Annotated in this window: 10 protein-coding genes and 1 pseudogene; 8 read left to right on the forward strand and 3 right to left on the reverse strand. The window is 58.5% G+C overall.

Annotated elements, in window-relative coordinates; all coding sequences use genetic code 11:
• Positions 1-11 precede the first annotated feature (11 nt).
• Together ABEB25_RS15670 and ABEB25_RS15675 are read right to left on the reverse strand one after the other, a co-directional pair.
• Complete coding sequence (locus ABEB25_RS15670; RefSeq protein ID WP_345737361.1) at positions 12-704, reverse strand: hypothetical protein; 693 nt, start codon at positions 702-704, stop codon at positions 12-14.
• A complete protein-coding gene (locus tag ABEB25_RS15675) occupies positions 701-1072 on the reverse strand; it encodes a hypothetical protein (RefSeq protein ID WP_345737362.1) in 372 nt (123 codons plus the stop codon). The genes ABEB25_RS15670 and ABEB25_RS15675 overlap by 4 nt, the downstream gene beginning before the upstream one ends.
• A 141-nt stretch (positions 1073-1213) precedes the next feature.
• Here ABEB25_RS15675 and ABEB25_RS15680 point away from each other — a divergent pair, with 141 nt between their 5' ends.
• A complete protein-coding gene (locus ABEB25_RS15680; protein ID WP_345737363.1) occupies positions 1214-1993 on the forward strand; it encodes an SDR family oxidoreductase in 780 nt (259 codons plus the stop codon).
• A gap of 273 nt (positions 1994-2266) precedes the next feature.
• Positions 2267-2800, forward strand: a complete 534-nt coding sequence (locus ABEB25_RS15685) for a hypothetical protein (RefSeq protein WP_345737364.1) — start codon at positions 2267-2269, stop codon at positions 2798-2800.
• A gap of 591 nt (positions 2801-3391) precedes the next feature.
• Here the strand turns inward: ABEB25_RS15685 and ABEB25_RS15690 are convergent.
• The gene (locus ABEB25_RS15690) at positions 3392-9502 is read right to left on the reverse strand and encodes a fibronectin type III domain-containing protein (RefSeq protein WP_345737365.1); all 6111 of its coding nucleotides are present in this window, start codon (positions 9500-9502) and stop codon (positions 3392-3394) included.
• A gap of 431 nt (positions 9503-9933) precedes the next feature.
• On the opposite strand from ABEB25_RS15690, the gene ABEB25_RS15695 reads away from it, so the two are divergent.
• The 6 genes and pseudogenes from ABEB25_RS15695 to ABEB25_RS24525 form a co-directional block, all read left to right on the forward strand.
• Positions 9934-10668, forward strand: a complete 735-nt coding sequence (locus ABEB25_RS15695; protein WP_345737366.1) for a DUF695 domain-containing protein — start codon at positions 9934-9936, stop codon at positions 10666-10668.
• A 226-nt stretch (positions 10669-10894) separates the two neighbouring features.
• Positions 10895-11335 (forward strand): hypothetical protein, encoded by a 441-nt coding sequence (locus ABEB25_RS15700; RefSeq protein ID WP_345737367.1) that lies wholly within the window; start codon positions 10895-10897, stop codon positions 11333-11335.
• Positions 11336-11673: 338 nt separating this feature from the next.
• Positions 11674-12909, forward strand: a complete 1236-nt coding sequence (locus tag ABEB25_RS15705; RefSeq protein ID WP_345737368.1) for a rolling circle replication-associated protein — start codon at positions 11674-11676, stop codon at positions 12907-12909.
• Positions 12910-12970: 61 nt separating this feature from the next.
• On the forward strand, positions 12971-13597 hold the full coding sequence (locus ABEB25_RS15710) for a DUF4145 domain-containing protein (RefSeq protein ID WP_345737369.1): 627 nt from the start codon (positions 12971-12973) through the stop codon (positions 13595-13597).
• 474 nt (positions 13598-14071) lie between these two features.
• A complete protein-coding gene (locus ABEB25_RS15715; RefSeq protein ID WP_345737370.1) occupies positions 14072-14257 on the forward strand; it encodes a helix-turn-helix domain-containing protein in 186 nt (61 codons plus the stop codon).
• 171 nt (positions 14258-14428) lie between these two features.
• Positions 14429-15259, forward strand: a pseudogene (locus tag ABEB25_RS24525) (tyrosine-type recombinase/integrase); the annotation flags it as partial.
• Between the last annotated feature and the right edge of the window lie 83 nt (positions 15260-15342).

Raw genomic sequence — 15342 nt, forward strand, 5'->3', positions numbered from 1 at the left:
GTGAAGGAGGGTCAGTCGGCCAGGAGGGTGTGCAGCTCGCTGAGGAGGGCCTGGCGTTTGGTGGTGTTGGGCACTTGGCCGATGAGGGCTTCGGCGAGTTTGCGCACCTCGGCCGGGGGCAGGCGGTAGGGGTCCTGGATGCCATTGCGGGCCATGACGCGGTCGATCATCAGGGTGAGCTGAGCACGGCCCATGACCTTGCCGAGGATGCTTTCGACCTGCTTGCGCACCTGGCCCCAGTTGTTGACGACGACTTCGGCCTTGTCCGTCATTTCCTGAAGACGGCGGGGACTGGTGACGACGAGTTCCTCAATGCCGTCTTCGTTACGCGGAGTGGAGGCCCCGGGTTCGGCAGAAAGGCTGGTGAGGAGGGCGGCGTAGTCCGTCAGCATGACGGTGGCGGCGCTGGCGGCGAGGTCGGCATCGCCCCGGGCGGTGAGCAGGAAGACGAGCACGCTCTCCTCCTGAATGAGGACGAGGAGGACACCGCCATCGAATTCCAGGTAGATCTGGCGCATCTTGCGGCGCACCTGGCGATAGCCATCCAGCATCTGACTGAGGATGTCCGTGAGGTCCAGCGCGCGACCTTCGGAAAAGGGCATCTGACGGTGGATGGTGTTGCGGCCTTTGAAGAGCATGACTCCTGCCACGCCTTCCAGCCGTTGCAGGGCAGCCACGGCGGCGATGAGGGAATTCAGTGTCATGGCGCAGTGCTTCGGGCCAGGGAGTCACGCACTTGCTTCAGAGAGCGGCGGTTGCTGCTGACGACGCCATGCCAGCCGCTGGCGGAATGGTGAAAGGCGGTCTGGCCTTCGCGGTCCTCGACGATGCCGAGCTGGAGCTGGTGCATGCCGAGGGTATCGGCCAGCTTTTGGGCAAAGTAGGTGACGTATTTCACCTCGCTGGCAAAGCGCTGGGCAGATTCCGTATCCCCACCGGTGAGGGATTCACGGCCCTGCTGGGTATCCATTTTGATAAAACCAGGGTCTGGCTCCATGCGAATGACATTGGCGGGTTGCTGCCCTTGCTGGGGACGGTTGGCTGAGATGGGAATGATTCTGGTTGCTTCCACGTCCATTAATTAAGCATGTGCTGTGCCATCTTTATGCACTCTGCAATCCGCACTTCTTCCTTGACGGGCGTTCTGTATTCGACATCGGCTGAAGCCTCGCTCTAACTCCGGGCGTATTCTTCTCCCCTTCCTTCTCTCCCCATGTCCTCTATTTTTGAACTTTTTTCCCTTCAGAATCAAACTGCCGTGATCATCGGCGGCACTGGCGAGCTGTGCGGTGCCATCGCCGAAGGCTATGCCAGCGCCGGTGCAGAGGTGGTGCTGGTGGGGCGCGACCCAGCCAAGGCTGAAAAGCGGCTGGAGGCCATCCACGCCGCCGGTGGCGAGGGCTACTTCGTCAGCGCGGATGCCTCGCGCAAATCGGACCTGCAACTGCTGCTGGACCAGGTGCTGGAGCGCTCCGGCGGCTGCCAAATCCTGGTGAATGGTGCGGGCGTGAACTCTGCCACGCCTTTCCTGGACATCCCGGAAGAAGAGTATGACCGCATCATGGGCATCAACACCAAGGGTGTGTTCCTGGCCTGTCAGGTCTTCGGCAAATATTTTGTGGAGCAGAAGGTGCCTGCCTCCATCATCAATCTGGGCTCCATGTCCGGCCTCCTGCCGCTGAGCCGTGTCTTCACCTACAGCATGTCCAAAGGGGCGGTGCACAATCTGAGCAAGAACCTGGCCCGCGAGTGGGCTCCGCTGAACATCCGCGTGAACACGCTGGTGCCCGGCTTTTTCCCAGCCGAGCAGAATAAAAAGGTGCTAACACCGGACCGCGTGGCGAAGATCATGGGCCACACGCCGATGAACCGCTTTGGCACGGCCAATGAACTGGTGGGCGCGGCACTGCTGCTGGCGGCCAATGGCGCAGGCAGCTTCATCACCGGCCAAGAAATGGTGGTGGATGGCGGCTACAGCTCAATGACGATCTGAGGTGTGTTTTGGGACGGCCCGGTGCTGGGCCACCTAACCAAAGATGCTTCAAGAACCCGCCAGTCGGCGGGTTCTTTTTTGTGCTTTGGTGCGGCCTGGGAGGTCCGTCAGGTTGCCTGGGAGGAAAGACTGGTTTGCCCCCCTGCCCTGCCTGCGCGGACGTGGTAGCAGGGACTGCGGAGCGCTAACCACGGGGGAAAAGCCGTATTTTTCGAAAATCGGGTCAAAATAGTTGTTGTTAAAAAAGGGGTGGGCTGATAAAACCGCGCCCTCGTGATTTCCCCGGTTCGTTTTTCCAGTCTCCTCAGCCTCCTCTGCGCCAGCGTTTATGCGCAGGACAGTCTGCTGCCCCTGCCCGAGGGAGGCCCTGAATTTCCCGTCCAAGAAGTGCCCGCCGAGACGCGCTTTCTGAAGCCCACGAAGTCCATCAAACCGCCGGTTGCTGCCACCAGCCCGGCTGCTGCGATGGCCCAGCCGCAGATCCATGCCCCGACCGTCGCACGCCTGCGCAAACTCATCCTGATGCCGGGTGGCCTGTCCCCGGAAATGATGCGCGAGCAGATCCTGGCCAGCGGCCAAAACCGCACGCCGGTGACCATCGTGGGCATGGATGCTCCGGCCCCGATCCTGACGAATCTGGCGAATTTCTTTGGCAGCGATGTGAATGCGGACACGCAGAAGCAACTGCTGGATACCGTGAGCCAGGGCATGGGCAACAAGACCTCCAAGACCCCGCGCCGCGTGGAAGTGGTGGGCTGGCTGCCGAGCGAAGGCGTGATGGCCGTGGCCGTGTATCCGGAGAGCTGAGGGCGAACGGCGCTTTTTGGGGGCCGTTTTTTTGATATCGAAGCTTCACAGGAGATGCATGCCCTGAGGATGCGGAATGCCTAACAATGTGTGAGGTCAGGATGGTGCTTCACAGCCCGAATGTCGCTGCGGCTACTAGGGCTTGGGTGTTGGAAAGCTCGGCACACTAGGCCATTCGGCCACCTGCTGGCGCAGGCAGCTACATGACGGACCTGCGGCCACGATAAGCAGCTCCAAGTCCCGTGGTTTGGAAGAATGCCGATGGGTCGAGGATGCGGCATGATCATATCACACACCTTTTGGTTAGGCTGAATATCCCATCTTTGACACGACCTCTTTTTACCATCCTCTAGGAGGGCTGTACTTGAGGGCATGCGGAGGTTCAGGGGCCGGGACTTGGCAAGTCCCGCTCCTTGGGGGTGTTGGGGAAGTGCAGGCTGGGTGAGCTTTTCGAAAGCGCCAGAGGACTGGCGCACTCCAGGACGCTCCGCGCGATCTTGCCCCCTTGCCCCCTTGCCCCCTTGCCCCCTTGCCCCCTTGACCCCTTGACCCCTTGACCCCTTCACTCATCACCTGCAACGCCTGTGGAAATCAGTTGTTGCCAGCGGGGGTGAGATCCAGACGGCCTGACCAGGTGGGAGTATTGCTCAAGCTGCTTCCGGGGACTTCCGTCGAGGGCAATTCTGGGAGGAGGAAGTAACCACAACCACGGTCACTGGTGGGCAGCAGGCAGCCGTGAAAGGTGACGATGCGGCGCAGCATCACAGCAGGTTTCAGCGGGTTGGGATCATAAAGTTTGAAGTTGCCGGTGAAGACGCCGGTGGTGGCATTCAGGCTGAAGGTGACGAAGTAGAGATTCGGCTCCATTTCACGCGGCAGCACCGCCTGATGTTTGCCGTTGAAGTTGATGGATTGGAAGATTGCCGCATTCAGGCCCGCATCGGTGAGGTTCAGCACGGCCTGTGATGGCAGGCCTAGCATGGATGGCAACAAAGGTGTGTTCACCGCCGGGCGCTCATAACGCCCGCCTTCCACCGTCAAGGCATGCCTTGCAAAGCCGTTTTTGTGGATGCGATCCTTCGAGGCATTGCCCTGGTCGTCTTTGCTCCAGTAGGCGGTGCCGGTGGCCAGTTGGGACTCGTAAGAGACGAGCGAGACGAAGGCCCCCGTACCACGATAGAGATTGACGTAGACCGGGATGTGCCCGCCTGGGCCCATATGGGTGGAGCCCGTCACCAGTTGTCCATCGGCCAGGCGGCCCTTGCAGGTGACAAGCCCACGCGGACTCAGCGTCAGCGTCAGGAAACCCGTGCCCTGGGGCGCAGCAGGGTCTGGAAAGGTGCCCAAATCATCCGGGAACAGACCGGCATTGATCAAGCCAGCGCCGGGCGCGAGGTTGGCCGCTGTCCATTCATTGCGGACGATGTTTCCTTCAGTCAGGACCTGAATGGTGCTACCCATTTTCAGGCCCACATAGGCTCCGTGAAGGTCTGCACCTGCGAGGATTTCCATGCCCACAACGAGTGGATTGCCGTCCTCATCTTTAAAGGGGGCCTGGACGCGAGCCCAGGAGCCGTCAGGATCGGCTGAAGCGGTGGAGACAAAGCGGTAGCTTTTGCCTCGGATCAGCACCGATCCACTGACTGCACCTTTGTTGGTGATCTGGCAGGTGACCTGACCGCCATGATGAAAGGCCTGGTCAGTTTCCAGGAAGACACCGCGATAGGTGCCTGCGAACCCTTGGGGAAAGGCAACCACATCCAGCAGAAAACGCACCGAGGTGGCCGAGCCATAGGCATTGGCGGCATCAATGTAAATCGTGTGGATTTTGCCGAGGGTCGTGCTCCCCCGGATGCGCCGTGCAGTGGGATCATAGTACAGTCCTTTGGGCAGGCCGCTCACTCGGATCACCGCCGTGGAGTCTGTGGTCACGACGGCAATATCCACAGGGCTGCCAGAAACGACTTCGGCATCTCCAATGGGGAAGATGAAGGGAGGCTGCTGGAGCCTGACCGGGAACGGCCCCGCATTGAGGGCGTAATCCGTCTGGTAGGTCACCCGACAGTAATAGGTGGACTGGGCGGCCGAGGTCGCCCCGGTAACGGCGAGTGCAGAGGTTTCGGCACCGCTGACAGTTCCAATCCCGGCGAGGTTTGCCTCGGGGCTGCGCGTCCAGGAGAACGTGAGTTCACTGGCCAGTTCCGGCGGGTGCACCTCCAGCTCCAGCCCGAAGGTGCCGCCCATGGGCACCACAATGGGCCCGGCAATACCGGTATTCCGGAACACGGCCAGGAGGACGGATTCTGTCTCCAGGATGATCTGGCCATATTGAATCTGGCAGAAATAGCGGCCACTGTGGCTGGGGCGTGCGGCGGCCACAGAGTAAGAAGGCTGGGTGGCGCCAGGAATTGCCGTGGTATCTTTGAACCATTGGAAGGTGGCCGAAGGCTGACTGACGGAGACACTGAAGCTAGCTGAAGATCCGTCCATGACCAATTGGGGCACAGGCTGGGTATTGATCTTGAGCGTGTCCGAAGAGGCCGAGCGGATCCGCACATTGTCGAGCGCCCAGGTATCAAAGGTGCTGCCGGAGTGTGACTTTTGACGCCAGCGGAAAACCGAGGCCGGGGTGCAGGCCTGCATGGGCACTGCGACCTCAAAATTGGTCCAACTTGAAAGAGATGGGTAAACCGTGTTGAGCGTCTGAAGGGTGTTCCAAAGGTTGCCGTCCGTGGAATATTCGAAGACGACCTCTTCCCCCGATTCTGAGTTATCCCAGTAGGTCGTGCCATCCTGAAGGCTGTTCCCTGCCCGGAAAGAAAACTCGATAATGCCGCCGCCGCTGGTATCCACAGCACGAGTCTGGGTGAGGCGTGTCCCTGAATGGCCGAACCACAGCGACTTGGTGCCGTTGAAGCCAGAGCCCCCGTTCGTGGAAGTGGTGACGGACGAGTAGGTCCACTGCTCCGCATCCCGCGAGGGATCAAAGTCATCCTCCAGCGTCACGGGCAGTTCCCTGGCGGTCACCATAACGCTGAGGGCGGCGGGGCTTTCGCCTTCGTCATTGAAGGCCTTGAGGCGGTAATAGTAGCTGATGCCCGCAGTGGGGGTGGCATCCGTGTAAGTGGTGACGTTGGCATTCAGCGTGGCCAGCGGGCTCCACAACAGCACGGAGGCAGCACGGCGCTCCAGCAGGTAGCCAGTCTCGTTTCGCACATTGTTCCAGACCAGACCGATTTCAGAAGCACTGATGCTACTGAAGCCAAAATTGGCCGGAGTGACCGGGACCGTGGCTGGCGGCATCGTGAAGGAGGTGACGTTAGACAGCTTGCTGGTGATGACCTCGGGCAGGGCCTTCAGCCGATAATGAACCGTCACGTTTGGCTCCGGAAGGGCATCCGTGTAAGTCAATGAGTACGCCTTAAAAGTCGTAAGGTCTTCCCAGATTCCAGACTGGCCCAGGCTGCGCTGCAACACGGTGCTGAATGCAGGGTTGCCATTGGAGGCTGCAATTTTCAACGACTCATCCAGCTCATAGGGAGTGGCGAGAAAAAGGGTGGGGCTAGGAAGCACCGTATTTTTGACTCCGGAGTAAACAGTGATACTGCCGCGAATGGCCTGCACACGATAGTAATAGACGACATCGGTTTGCGCGTTGTTATCTTTATAGTTAGCGGCACTGCCCGCCAGGGTGGCGATGGGGGTCCAGGGGCCTGCGGCATCTGTGGCACGCTCGACAATGAGGGAGGCCGGGCTGTTGGTGGAGGTCCATGTCAGTTGGAGGCCCAGACCGTCGACATAAGCTTGGCTGAGAAAGATGGTCGGCGCAGGCAGGTCCACCGTCCGCATGACGATGGTGTTGCTCCATGGGGAGCTGGCGGCAGGGCTGGTGGCCTGGATGCGGATCTCATAAGGCGTGTTCATCGCCAGACCGGCCAGGGTGGCGGAGGTCTGGTTGGCCGCAGGGGCAGGGCTGGCATTCGTCCAGTTTTCATCCCCCACGGGGCGATACTGGAGGTTAAAGCCCACTTCCAGAGACTCTTCCGTCCATTTCACAGGCAGCCGGCTGGTGGTGATCGCGGTGCTCTCGCCACCAGAAAGGACGGGCGCTGGCAAGGTGATCGGCAGCTCCAGGGGGTAAAAACGCAGGCTCGTGCCGTTTTGAACGACCAGCTTCCGGGTGGTCGTGTTGTAGGCGCTCACCCGGGTGCTGACGGGCATGGTCAGCACCTGCTGGCGGGAAGCGGTGTCATAGATTTTCGCTTCGCCAAAGGCCAGACCTCCATCCCCGGTCGTGCTGTAGATTTGATCTGCCAGGGTCCCCTGCTCTACGAGGTTGGCATTGAAATGGGAGCCGTTCCAAAAGACGGCCTGCCCATTTTCAGACACCACCACCACGCGGGAACCGTAGCCGATAACGCGGGATTTTACCAGGGTGGTAAACACGTCGCCAGTCACGTCCAGTTTGTAAAGTTGGGCGCCGGAACTGTTGTTCTCGCCATGGTAGTAAAACTGGCCGGTGGATTCAAAGGCACCCCCGCCTTCCCGCAGTCCGATTTTGCCCTTCTTAGCTCCATTGACGGTATCGAAAATCGAGATGTCGATCCATTGATCCTCCTCCTCCACCACCAGGCGGCCCGACTTTCCTGCGGCCACACGATAGACGTCGTTCATGCCGTATCCTGTGCCCTGAAAGGCGCTGAAAGCATAGGTGCGCTCCAGTGCGAGGGTGGTTTTATTGAAGGCCAGGAGATCGCCAATCTTCCAGTTAGGCACGTAGATGCGGTTGTCCGCCTCATGAATGGCCAGATCCGTCACCGAGATACCCGCAGGCACCACTCGCAGGATGGATTCCGTGGTGGCATCCATTTCCACCAAATAGGCTTTGGCACCCAACGTGGCCGTGTCTTCACTGATGCCGTAGATGAGGGAGCTGGAGGGCTGCGACTTGAGATGGGTGATCTTCAGCGGAGCGACGGTAAACTGAACGGGAAGGCTCAAAAGCGTGCCTGAAGTACCACTGAGGGTGATGATAGCCTGGTGCGTGCCGACGGCGAGGCTGCCAGCATTGAGCCGCAGCTCCAGCTCTCCCGGGGTGCTGCCAGTGCTGCTGGTAAAAGTCACCCAGGGCTGGTCGGCCACGGCAGACCAGGACACCGGACTGGCCGAACTGAACTGAACTTTCACTCGGTGATCCGCGTGGCTTTGCACCGTGGAGGTCACCACCTTGCTGACGCTGGTGGAGACGGGCGAAACGGTGAAGGAATAGACGCTGCCTTTGCTGATCTGGCTGCCAATGACGGTATCCACCCGCCAGTGGTAAGTGGTGCCGGGGATGAGGCCGCCGGGAGCTGCAAAGGTGGGGTACAAGGAAGATCCGAGATACAGTGGGGACTCAGAAGTCGCCGCATCTACCTGGGCTGAGGAAGTGCCAAAATAGAGCTGGTAAGACGATGCCCCCGCCTGGCTGGACCACGAAAGCGTCTCAGGCTGCAGTACCGTGGACTGATGGGCGGGGGAAAGCACCCGATCCAGCACCACGTTCCCGATCTGAGTGAAAAGATCTACCGTCCCGATCTGCCGCGTTCCTGGATTGAAATACACCAGCCGGGCGTAGTCTGAACTGATGGCATGGATGGAGGTGGTGACCGGCAGAGTCATCAGCCGGTTGCCCGTCGATTGTTGAAAAATGGCGCTCTCAGTAACAGCAATTTCTCCGCCGGGGCTGATGGAATAAACATCCGTCGGGAAGGACCGGATGACGGAGGCGACATTCTCCGTGGGAACCGCCACGGTTTTCGCGAAGACTTTGCCGTCGCCATGGGCAACCAGGACGGGAGTCTCCAACGGATCGCGAGACAAATTAATCGTGCCCGAAGAGGTCTCTCTGCCGGTCAGCGTGCCCGTGCCGCTCACCTCAAAACGGGCCAGATAGCTGGCACTGCTGCCTGCGCTCCATCCATACTGCGCCCAACCAAAAAGTTGGGTCTTGCTCGAATTGAGGGCAAAGTCGCCGAACCCGAAGCTACCCGCTACAATGACCACGGACTGTATCACTAGGCCGGTGCTGCGATTGTACACATGCAGCACAGGTGCCCAGGAGGTGTCGGTGTAATACAGGATGTTTCCGGCACCCACCTGGAGGTTGGCCGTCGTCTCGCTGCCATCGCCCCAGGTGCCAAAGACGGGCAAAGTGAGGGTTTGAGTGACCGTCAGTGTCTGGAGGTCAATGACGGAGATCGTCTTGTCCACGCTGTTGATGACAAAGAGCTCGCTGCCATCATTGGAGATGGCCATGCCGGTGGGCCGTTTGCCCACGGTGATGCTGCTGATGGCGCTGCCCGTCAGCGGGTCCATCACCAGCACACAGCCTGCCTGCACGCCGATGAAATGAAGGCCATACATCCGCGAGCGATACGGATCATCCATGAGCTTGAAGACATTCAGCGCCGAGGAGCTGGCATTCACGCTGACCATGGCGGTATTGCCACCATGCGTGGCCCGGATAGTGGCCGTGTAGCTAGGATTGGCAAGGGCGGCGGTGGTGAATTTCAGCACCACTTTTTGCCCCGCACTGTCCACCTCGGGCGTCACCCAGGAAGCATCGGAGGTGACCGTCACCTGATTGTAGGTGAAGCCACCGCCACTAGGCACGATGGGCAGCGAGAGATCCGCATGATGAAAGCCAGGCGCCAGGACCACACTTTTCGTGGTGGGCCCGAGAGTAAACGGGCTGCCCAAGGCTGAGGCGGCAAGCAGGAAAAGGGGTGCCAGAAGGGCGAAAAAAGAGGATCGCATGCGGGATTGATGTAAGGCTGGCGTCGGGTGCTCTCTCTAACAAGAGCTTTCTCCTCATGGAGGCTATTTTATTAAGAATGAGAATCGCCAAAAAAGTGCAGGCATTTCTGATGGGGGCTGGGATTCCATCCCCAGCCCCTCTGCCAAGGGCCGCGTTGGAGTCCCGAAACTTCACCACCAGCCCCCCACCGATCCAATCTCCCTTGCGGACCCCAGGCCTCCGCGTAGCCTGGACGGGCGGGTGCCCAAACCCCCGACGCGGCAGGCACCCAGGAAGGTTCTTCACCGCTTCGCCGCCTGAAAAAAACCATTTACCCACGCCCCCGGAAAGAATCATGAGCATCTGCCCCGAAGCCCCCTGGGAATCCTACTCCTACCAGACCGAAGAAGGCCCCGTCATCGTCGGCTTTTACACCGAGGCTCCCCGGCTGGATCGCGCGGCCCATCCCTACTGCGCACGGGTGCTCATTCCCATCCAGGCCCCCACTCCCCAGGGCGGCCCGGCCGGGGATGAAGTCCAGGCGCTGTGGGCCATGGAGGATGCGCTGGTGGCCGCCCTGGATGCCGCGCGGGTGCCCTGCATCATGATCGGTCGCCTCACCCACGGCGGCATCCGCGAACTCATCTTCCAGGTGGCCGATTACGCCCCCTTCCGCCCGCCCGTGGGCCGCTGGATGCAGGCCCAGCCCGGTTATGAGATCGACGTCTCCGAGCACGATGGCTGGGACTTCTTCTTTGAGTCCGTCTGGCCTTCGGAGAACTCCTGGCTCCTCATCATGGACCGCCGCGTGGTGGATGAGCTGGTCGCTTCCGGCAGCGATGCCGCGAAGGAGCACTCCCTCGAATTCGTCTTTTGCGGTGATCCCACCGCCCTGGCCAGTCTCCAGCCCCGCCTGGAATCCCGCGGCTACCGCCTCCACGAATTCGCCCCCGACCAGTCCCGCCTCGTCATGGCCAAATCCCTCCCCCTCGATGTCTCCGCCATCTTTGGTGAAAGCCTCGCCCACAAAGACGAATGCGCCCAGCTCGGCCTCGAATACAACGGCTGGGGAGCCACCGTGGTGTCATGAAGGGGTTGGGGTGACCTGCCTGAATGAAGCCTAATCGGCGATTAGGCCATCAAAGCCCACCTTTAAACGCATAACACGTTAGGCTGCACCTTGAAAATTGAAGTGTTGGGTGATATCCATTGCCATACATACGGCATCGAATACCACCCGCTCCATGAATGGCTGAGCCAAGGACCTGGCATGGTCTTTCCAGTTAAACATCACCCATGAGGTAGAAAGCTCCACAATGCCCATCACCCACATCATTGCCGACAGCCTGGATCGGTCATTCACCCTTTATCGGGATCTCATCGAGTCGCTGGAGGAGACGACGCTGAGTTCCAAGTTGCCCCAGATCCCCTCCAACACGCTGGGCCTTCAGCTCTGGTGCGTGGTCGGCGCACGGGAAAGCTACAGCCGGGCCATCCAGGCCAATCAATGGTCCGGCTTCACCTGCTCGCTGGAGACAGCCTCCGTCAAATCTCCCGTCGCCGAGGCCCTCGTCCGTTCCGCCCAGGCAGTTTCAGATGCCCTGAAATCCATCGAGACCTACACCGATGTGCAGAACCGCCTCATCATTGATCTCCTGGAACACGAAGCCGCCCACCACGGCCAGCTCATCCGCTACCTCTACGCCTTAAAGTTGACCATCCCGGCCAGCTGGAAATCCCGATATGCGCTAACTTAATCGGTTCGGCAGGAGGCACAGCATCCACAGACAAAAAGCGCAGTCTGTTCTCAAACCACGACATCGCCTTGAGCGAAGGTTTTGATCTATGTAGCAATCAAATCTGACTGCCTCTCCAAACCTTAAATGGTGCGCGGTGCAGGGTTCGAACTGGAAGCCTTCCCTTATCCCATAAGGCCGGGAGCGATTTACCCGGTCAAAATACGTGCCCTTGCGTAGAATTGACGGATTTGGCGGAGGTCGTCGCGGCGTGGCCGTCATTGCCTCAGCCGCTGCGTTCTGCGGTCCTGGCTCTCATCCGTAGCCATCAAGGCGCCCAATCCTAGCCCTTCAAAATCATGGGCAAGGAATACACCCTCCAGGGCCGTGCTGCGCCTGGATACAAAACGTGGGCACCCAAAGCGGGCCAGCTACCGGGACAGGCGGAACGGGCGTGCCCGACCGCCTGCCCCGGTGGCGGCACGCCAGATGCGGCGGGCTTGTCTAAGCCGCATATTAGAACAGGAGGGGCGTGCCAGAAGCCCAAACCTTCAATCACTTGGTATCCTGGGGCTTCTTTAGTCGAAATCCATGTACCACGGGAACGCCCGCCGCAGCCCGAGAAAGACGCCCAGCCACGCGGCAAAATCACGGAATGGAGTGCTACCAGTCGGGGACGCCTCAAACGCTTTCTTGCCACCATAGAACGCGAGGAATTGGCCCGTGCCCTGGTCGTCACCTTGACCTATCCCAACGAGTTTCCCGCCCCCGATGACCACGAAGTTTACAAGGGACACCTGCACAAGTTCCGAATCTACCTTCGGCGGAAATGGTCGGAGTGCTCCGGCGTCTGGAAATTGGAATTTCAGAGCCGGGGAGCGGCCCATTATCATTTGATGCTTTTTGGCCTGGCTGGCGTGGAACTGGAAGCTGTGCGCACCTGGGTAAGGGAAACCTGGTACCGAATCGCCCATAATGGGGACAAGCATCTCGGCGTTGCGGGAACGCAGGTGGACGCCATCAAGCATGCAGGCGGTGCCATGTCCTATCTGGTAAAGTACTTGAATAAAGGGGACCAGACCTTACCCGGCAATTTCAGCGGTCGCTACTGGGGAAAGCACAATCAGGAGCTCCTACCCACAGTGGAGCCAGAAACGGAAGAACTGGACGAAAAGACAGCGAACCAGCTTCGGCGCATAGCCCGCAAAAAGGTGCAGAAGGACGTAGAGCACAGCCGATGGCAGCGTTTTTTGAAGATGGAAAATGAGCAGTATTGGCGCGTGGGAGGGCGCTTTTTTTGGGAAACTCTCAAATCAGCGCGCCACGGATTAAAACCTCGGATTGATAGCGAGGGCTACCCAGCTCCAAGGTGTCTTAGCTGGATGTTCAAGGACGAAACCGCCATCGAGGTTGACGGCGTCAAATACAAGCCTGATTACTCTTGGGTAAGCCTGCCTTTTTCGGTCGATCTTCTCAGGAGCGATGTGCGAAAATTGCCGAAGCGGTGGAAGGCCAAAAATAATGCTCGAGTTCGCATTATGTGTGAGGCCTCAGCTTTTGTAGCACGACTGAGAGGCGGGCGCATCCTAACTTGACAGATTAAGGGGCTTCGGGATTTGTCTGATCCGAAATATAATATAAAGTATAACGATTCAAATGAAACACATTCCACCCTCCGCACTTGCACGAAGCTTCACTTGTCCTCACTGCGCAGCAATATCCCAACAAGAGTGGTGGGGACGCACTTGGGATGACGGATGTTACGGCAACTTAGCCAACAATGATCTCAGGATAGGTAAATGCTATCATTGCAAAAAATTCACTTTGTGGCTCGAGGAGCAGATGCTTTATCCCTCTACAGGGACAGCGCCAACTCCAAACAGTGAAATGCCAGATAACGTCCTGAAACTGTATCATGAGGCAGCTTCCATTATGACCCAGTCGCCAAGAGGTGCTGCTGCTCTTTTGAGACTTTCTGTCCAAGTCCTTTGTGTAGATCTTGGTGAGAAGGGGAAAAACATTAATGACGATATCAAATCGCTGGTATCAAAAGGCCTGCCGGAGGTGGTGCAGCAATCTTTGGATATTGTCCGCGTAACAGGTAACGATGCAGTGCACCCTGGTTTAATTGACACCGACAATCAGCAGGTAGTGGCTCAGTTGTTTGATTTGGTGAACATCATTATTGAATACATGATCGCTCTGCCAAAACGCGTGAGCGGCATTTATTCATCGCTTGCTCCCTCTACCCACGCAGCGATTGCGAAAAGAGATGCTCCGTAAAGTATCAGGCCCTCCCCGGCCAGAGGGGATACCGGGACTTGCCAAGCGCAGCGCCCTCCCGTTTCGACGCCCCATGATTTACATGGGGCGTTTTCGTTTCGCCTGCTAGCTAGGCCATCCGCCCCCCACCTCCTGACCTCCCTGAACGCCCGAAATTCTTTCAGGTGATTTTTTGTTTGACGTGTTCAGGTGAATATGGCTTTCTTTGACCAGCGGAGAAACACGACTCTTACGGGATAGTGTCACGGTTGCAGTTATCACTCGCCGATCCTGAAAAGGAAAAGTCTCTGAGCACGGTTGTAGGACATCTGGGAAATTCGAACGTCGAAGCTGTGATGAGCAGTGAGTAGTCTGCGACCCAGAGCAACTGGTGTGATGCACAGCATACCCCAGAGCACGGAAACGAAGTGGGGCTATGCATGCCCACATCGTTCGAATGTGCTCGGGGCATGCGTCACCTAGAATCGTGATAACATGCAATCGCCTAACAAATCATTCCTCAATCTCCATGAAGTTGGTGCCGTCATTGACCGCAGCAGCCGCACCGTTCTCCGTCTGATCCATGACCATCAACTGAAGGCACATCAGTTGCGCGGGCGGTGGGTGGTGACACCTGAAAACCTGGACCGTTTTTTGAAGAAACTCCCTTCCAATTTTTGAGCCATGCCTTTCTCAGTCCATCGCCCAAAGGGAGAACGGTATTTCCGTTTCTATTACTACTTCGACGACTCCTCTGACCGTGTCCGGGGATCAACCCGAAGGACCACGAAGGAAGCCGCTTTGAAGGTGGCCAAGCAGCTCTTTGACGAGGCCTTGCTTGAACGTGATGGCATGGGGCCATCCAAGGCAGAGCGAGAGGCCAGCAAGAAAGGGCTCCTGCTGCACCTCAATGAATTCTTGGATTCACGCGAGAAAGAGGGGCGGGCCTTGAAGTATGTGAAAGGCCTGGAAAAGCAGCTCAAGACGTTGTTTCTCGATTGTGGGTGGCAGTTGATCCGGGACATTCGCCGCGATGATTTCGAAGCCTGGCGCGGGCGGCAAAGCCATCACCCGAAGACGTTGAACGAATATCTTTGGTCGCTCTCGGCCTTTGTGAATTGGCTGCTGCGTAGTGGCCGCATCTCTGTGAATCCTCTGGCCTATATTTCGAAGGTGACCACCAAGGGCGCCGAATCGAGAAAGCGTCGTGCCTTCACCCTGGATGAGTTGGAACGGCTCCGGCACGTATCCGGCAACCGTGGGGTGGTCTATGTGGCTGCGGCCTTCACGGGCCTGCGTCGGGGTGAATTGCAGAAGCTCGAATGGCGAGACATCGAGCTTGATGCCGTGAACCCTCTGATTCGCGCCCGAGCTTCGACCACGAAGAACGGAAAGGAGGCGTTGCTGCCCCTACATCCAAACGTGGTCCAGGTGCTGCAATCCATCCGGCCTGCAGCCGTCGCTAAAGGGGACAAGGTGTTTAAGGGCCTGCTTCCTCGCATGCCGCGGTTCAATGCAGACTTGAAGGCAGCCGGCATCGCCCCAGAAGATGCCCAGGGCCGTGTGGTGGACTTTCATTCGCTGCGCAATACCTTTGCCACGATCCTGACTCTCAACGGCAAGCCTCAGCGTGAAATCATGGAGCTGATGAGGCATAGCGACATGCGATTGACCGCGAAGGTTTACACCGATGCGGGCCAGCTTCCTCTTGCTGAAACCGTGGCCTCATTGCCTGGGCTTCCAGGCCTGAAATCACCCGGTCAAAA

Source organism: Prosthecobacter algae (assembly GCF_039542385.1).
In the GTDB taxonomy this organism is placed as follows: Bacteria; Verrucomicrobiota; Verrucomicrobiia; order Verrucomicrobiales; family Verrucomicrobiaceae; genus Prosthecobacter; species Prosthecobacter algae.

What these genes read in the sequence shown, in the direction of transcription:
- ABEB25_RS15670 (WP_345737361.1), bottom strand. Translation starts at nt 704, where the DNA reads ATGACACTGAATTCCCTCATCGCCGCCGTGGCTGCCCTGCAACGGCTG.
- ABEB25_RS15680 (WP_345737363.1), top strand. Translation starts at nt 1,214, where the DNA reads ATGTCCTCTATTTTTGAACTTTTTTCCCTTCAGAATCAAACTGCCGTG.
- ABEB25_RS15695 (WP_345737366.1), top strand. Translation starts at nt 9,934, where the DNA reads ATGAGCATCTGCCCCGAAGCCCCCTGGGAATCCTACTCCTACCAGACC.
- ABEB25_RS15700 (WP_345737367.1), top strand. Translation starts at nt 10,895, where the DNA reads ATGCCCATCACCCACATCATTGCCGACAGCCTGGATCGGTCATTCACC.
- ABEB25_RS15705 (WP_345737368.1), top strand. Translation starts at nt 11,674, where the DNA reads ATGGGCAAGGAATACACCCTCCAGGGCCGTGCTGCGCCTGGATACAAA.
- ABEB25_RS15710 (WP_345737369.1), top strand. Translation starts at nt 12,971, where the DNA reads ATGAAACACATTCCACCCTCCGCACTTGCACGAAGCTTCACTTGTCCT.
- ABEB25_RS15715 (WP_345737370.1), top strand. Translation starts at nt 14,072, where the DNA reads ATGCAATCGCCTAACAAATCATTCCTCAATCTCCATGAAGTTGGTGCC.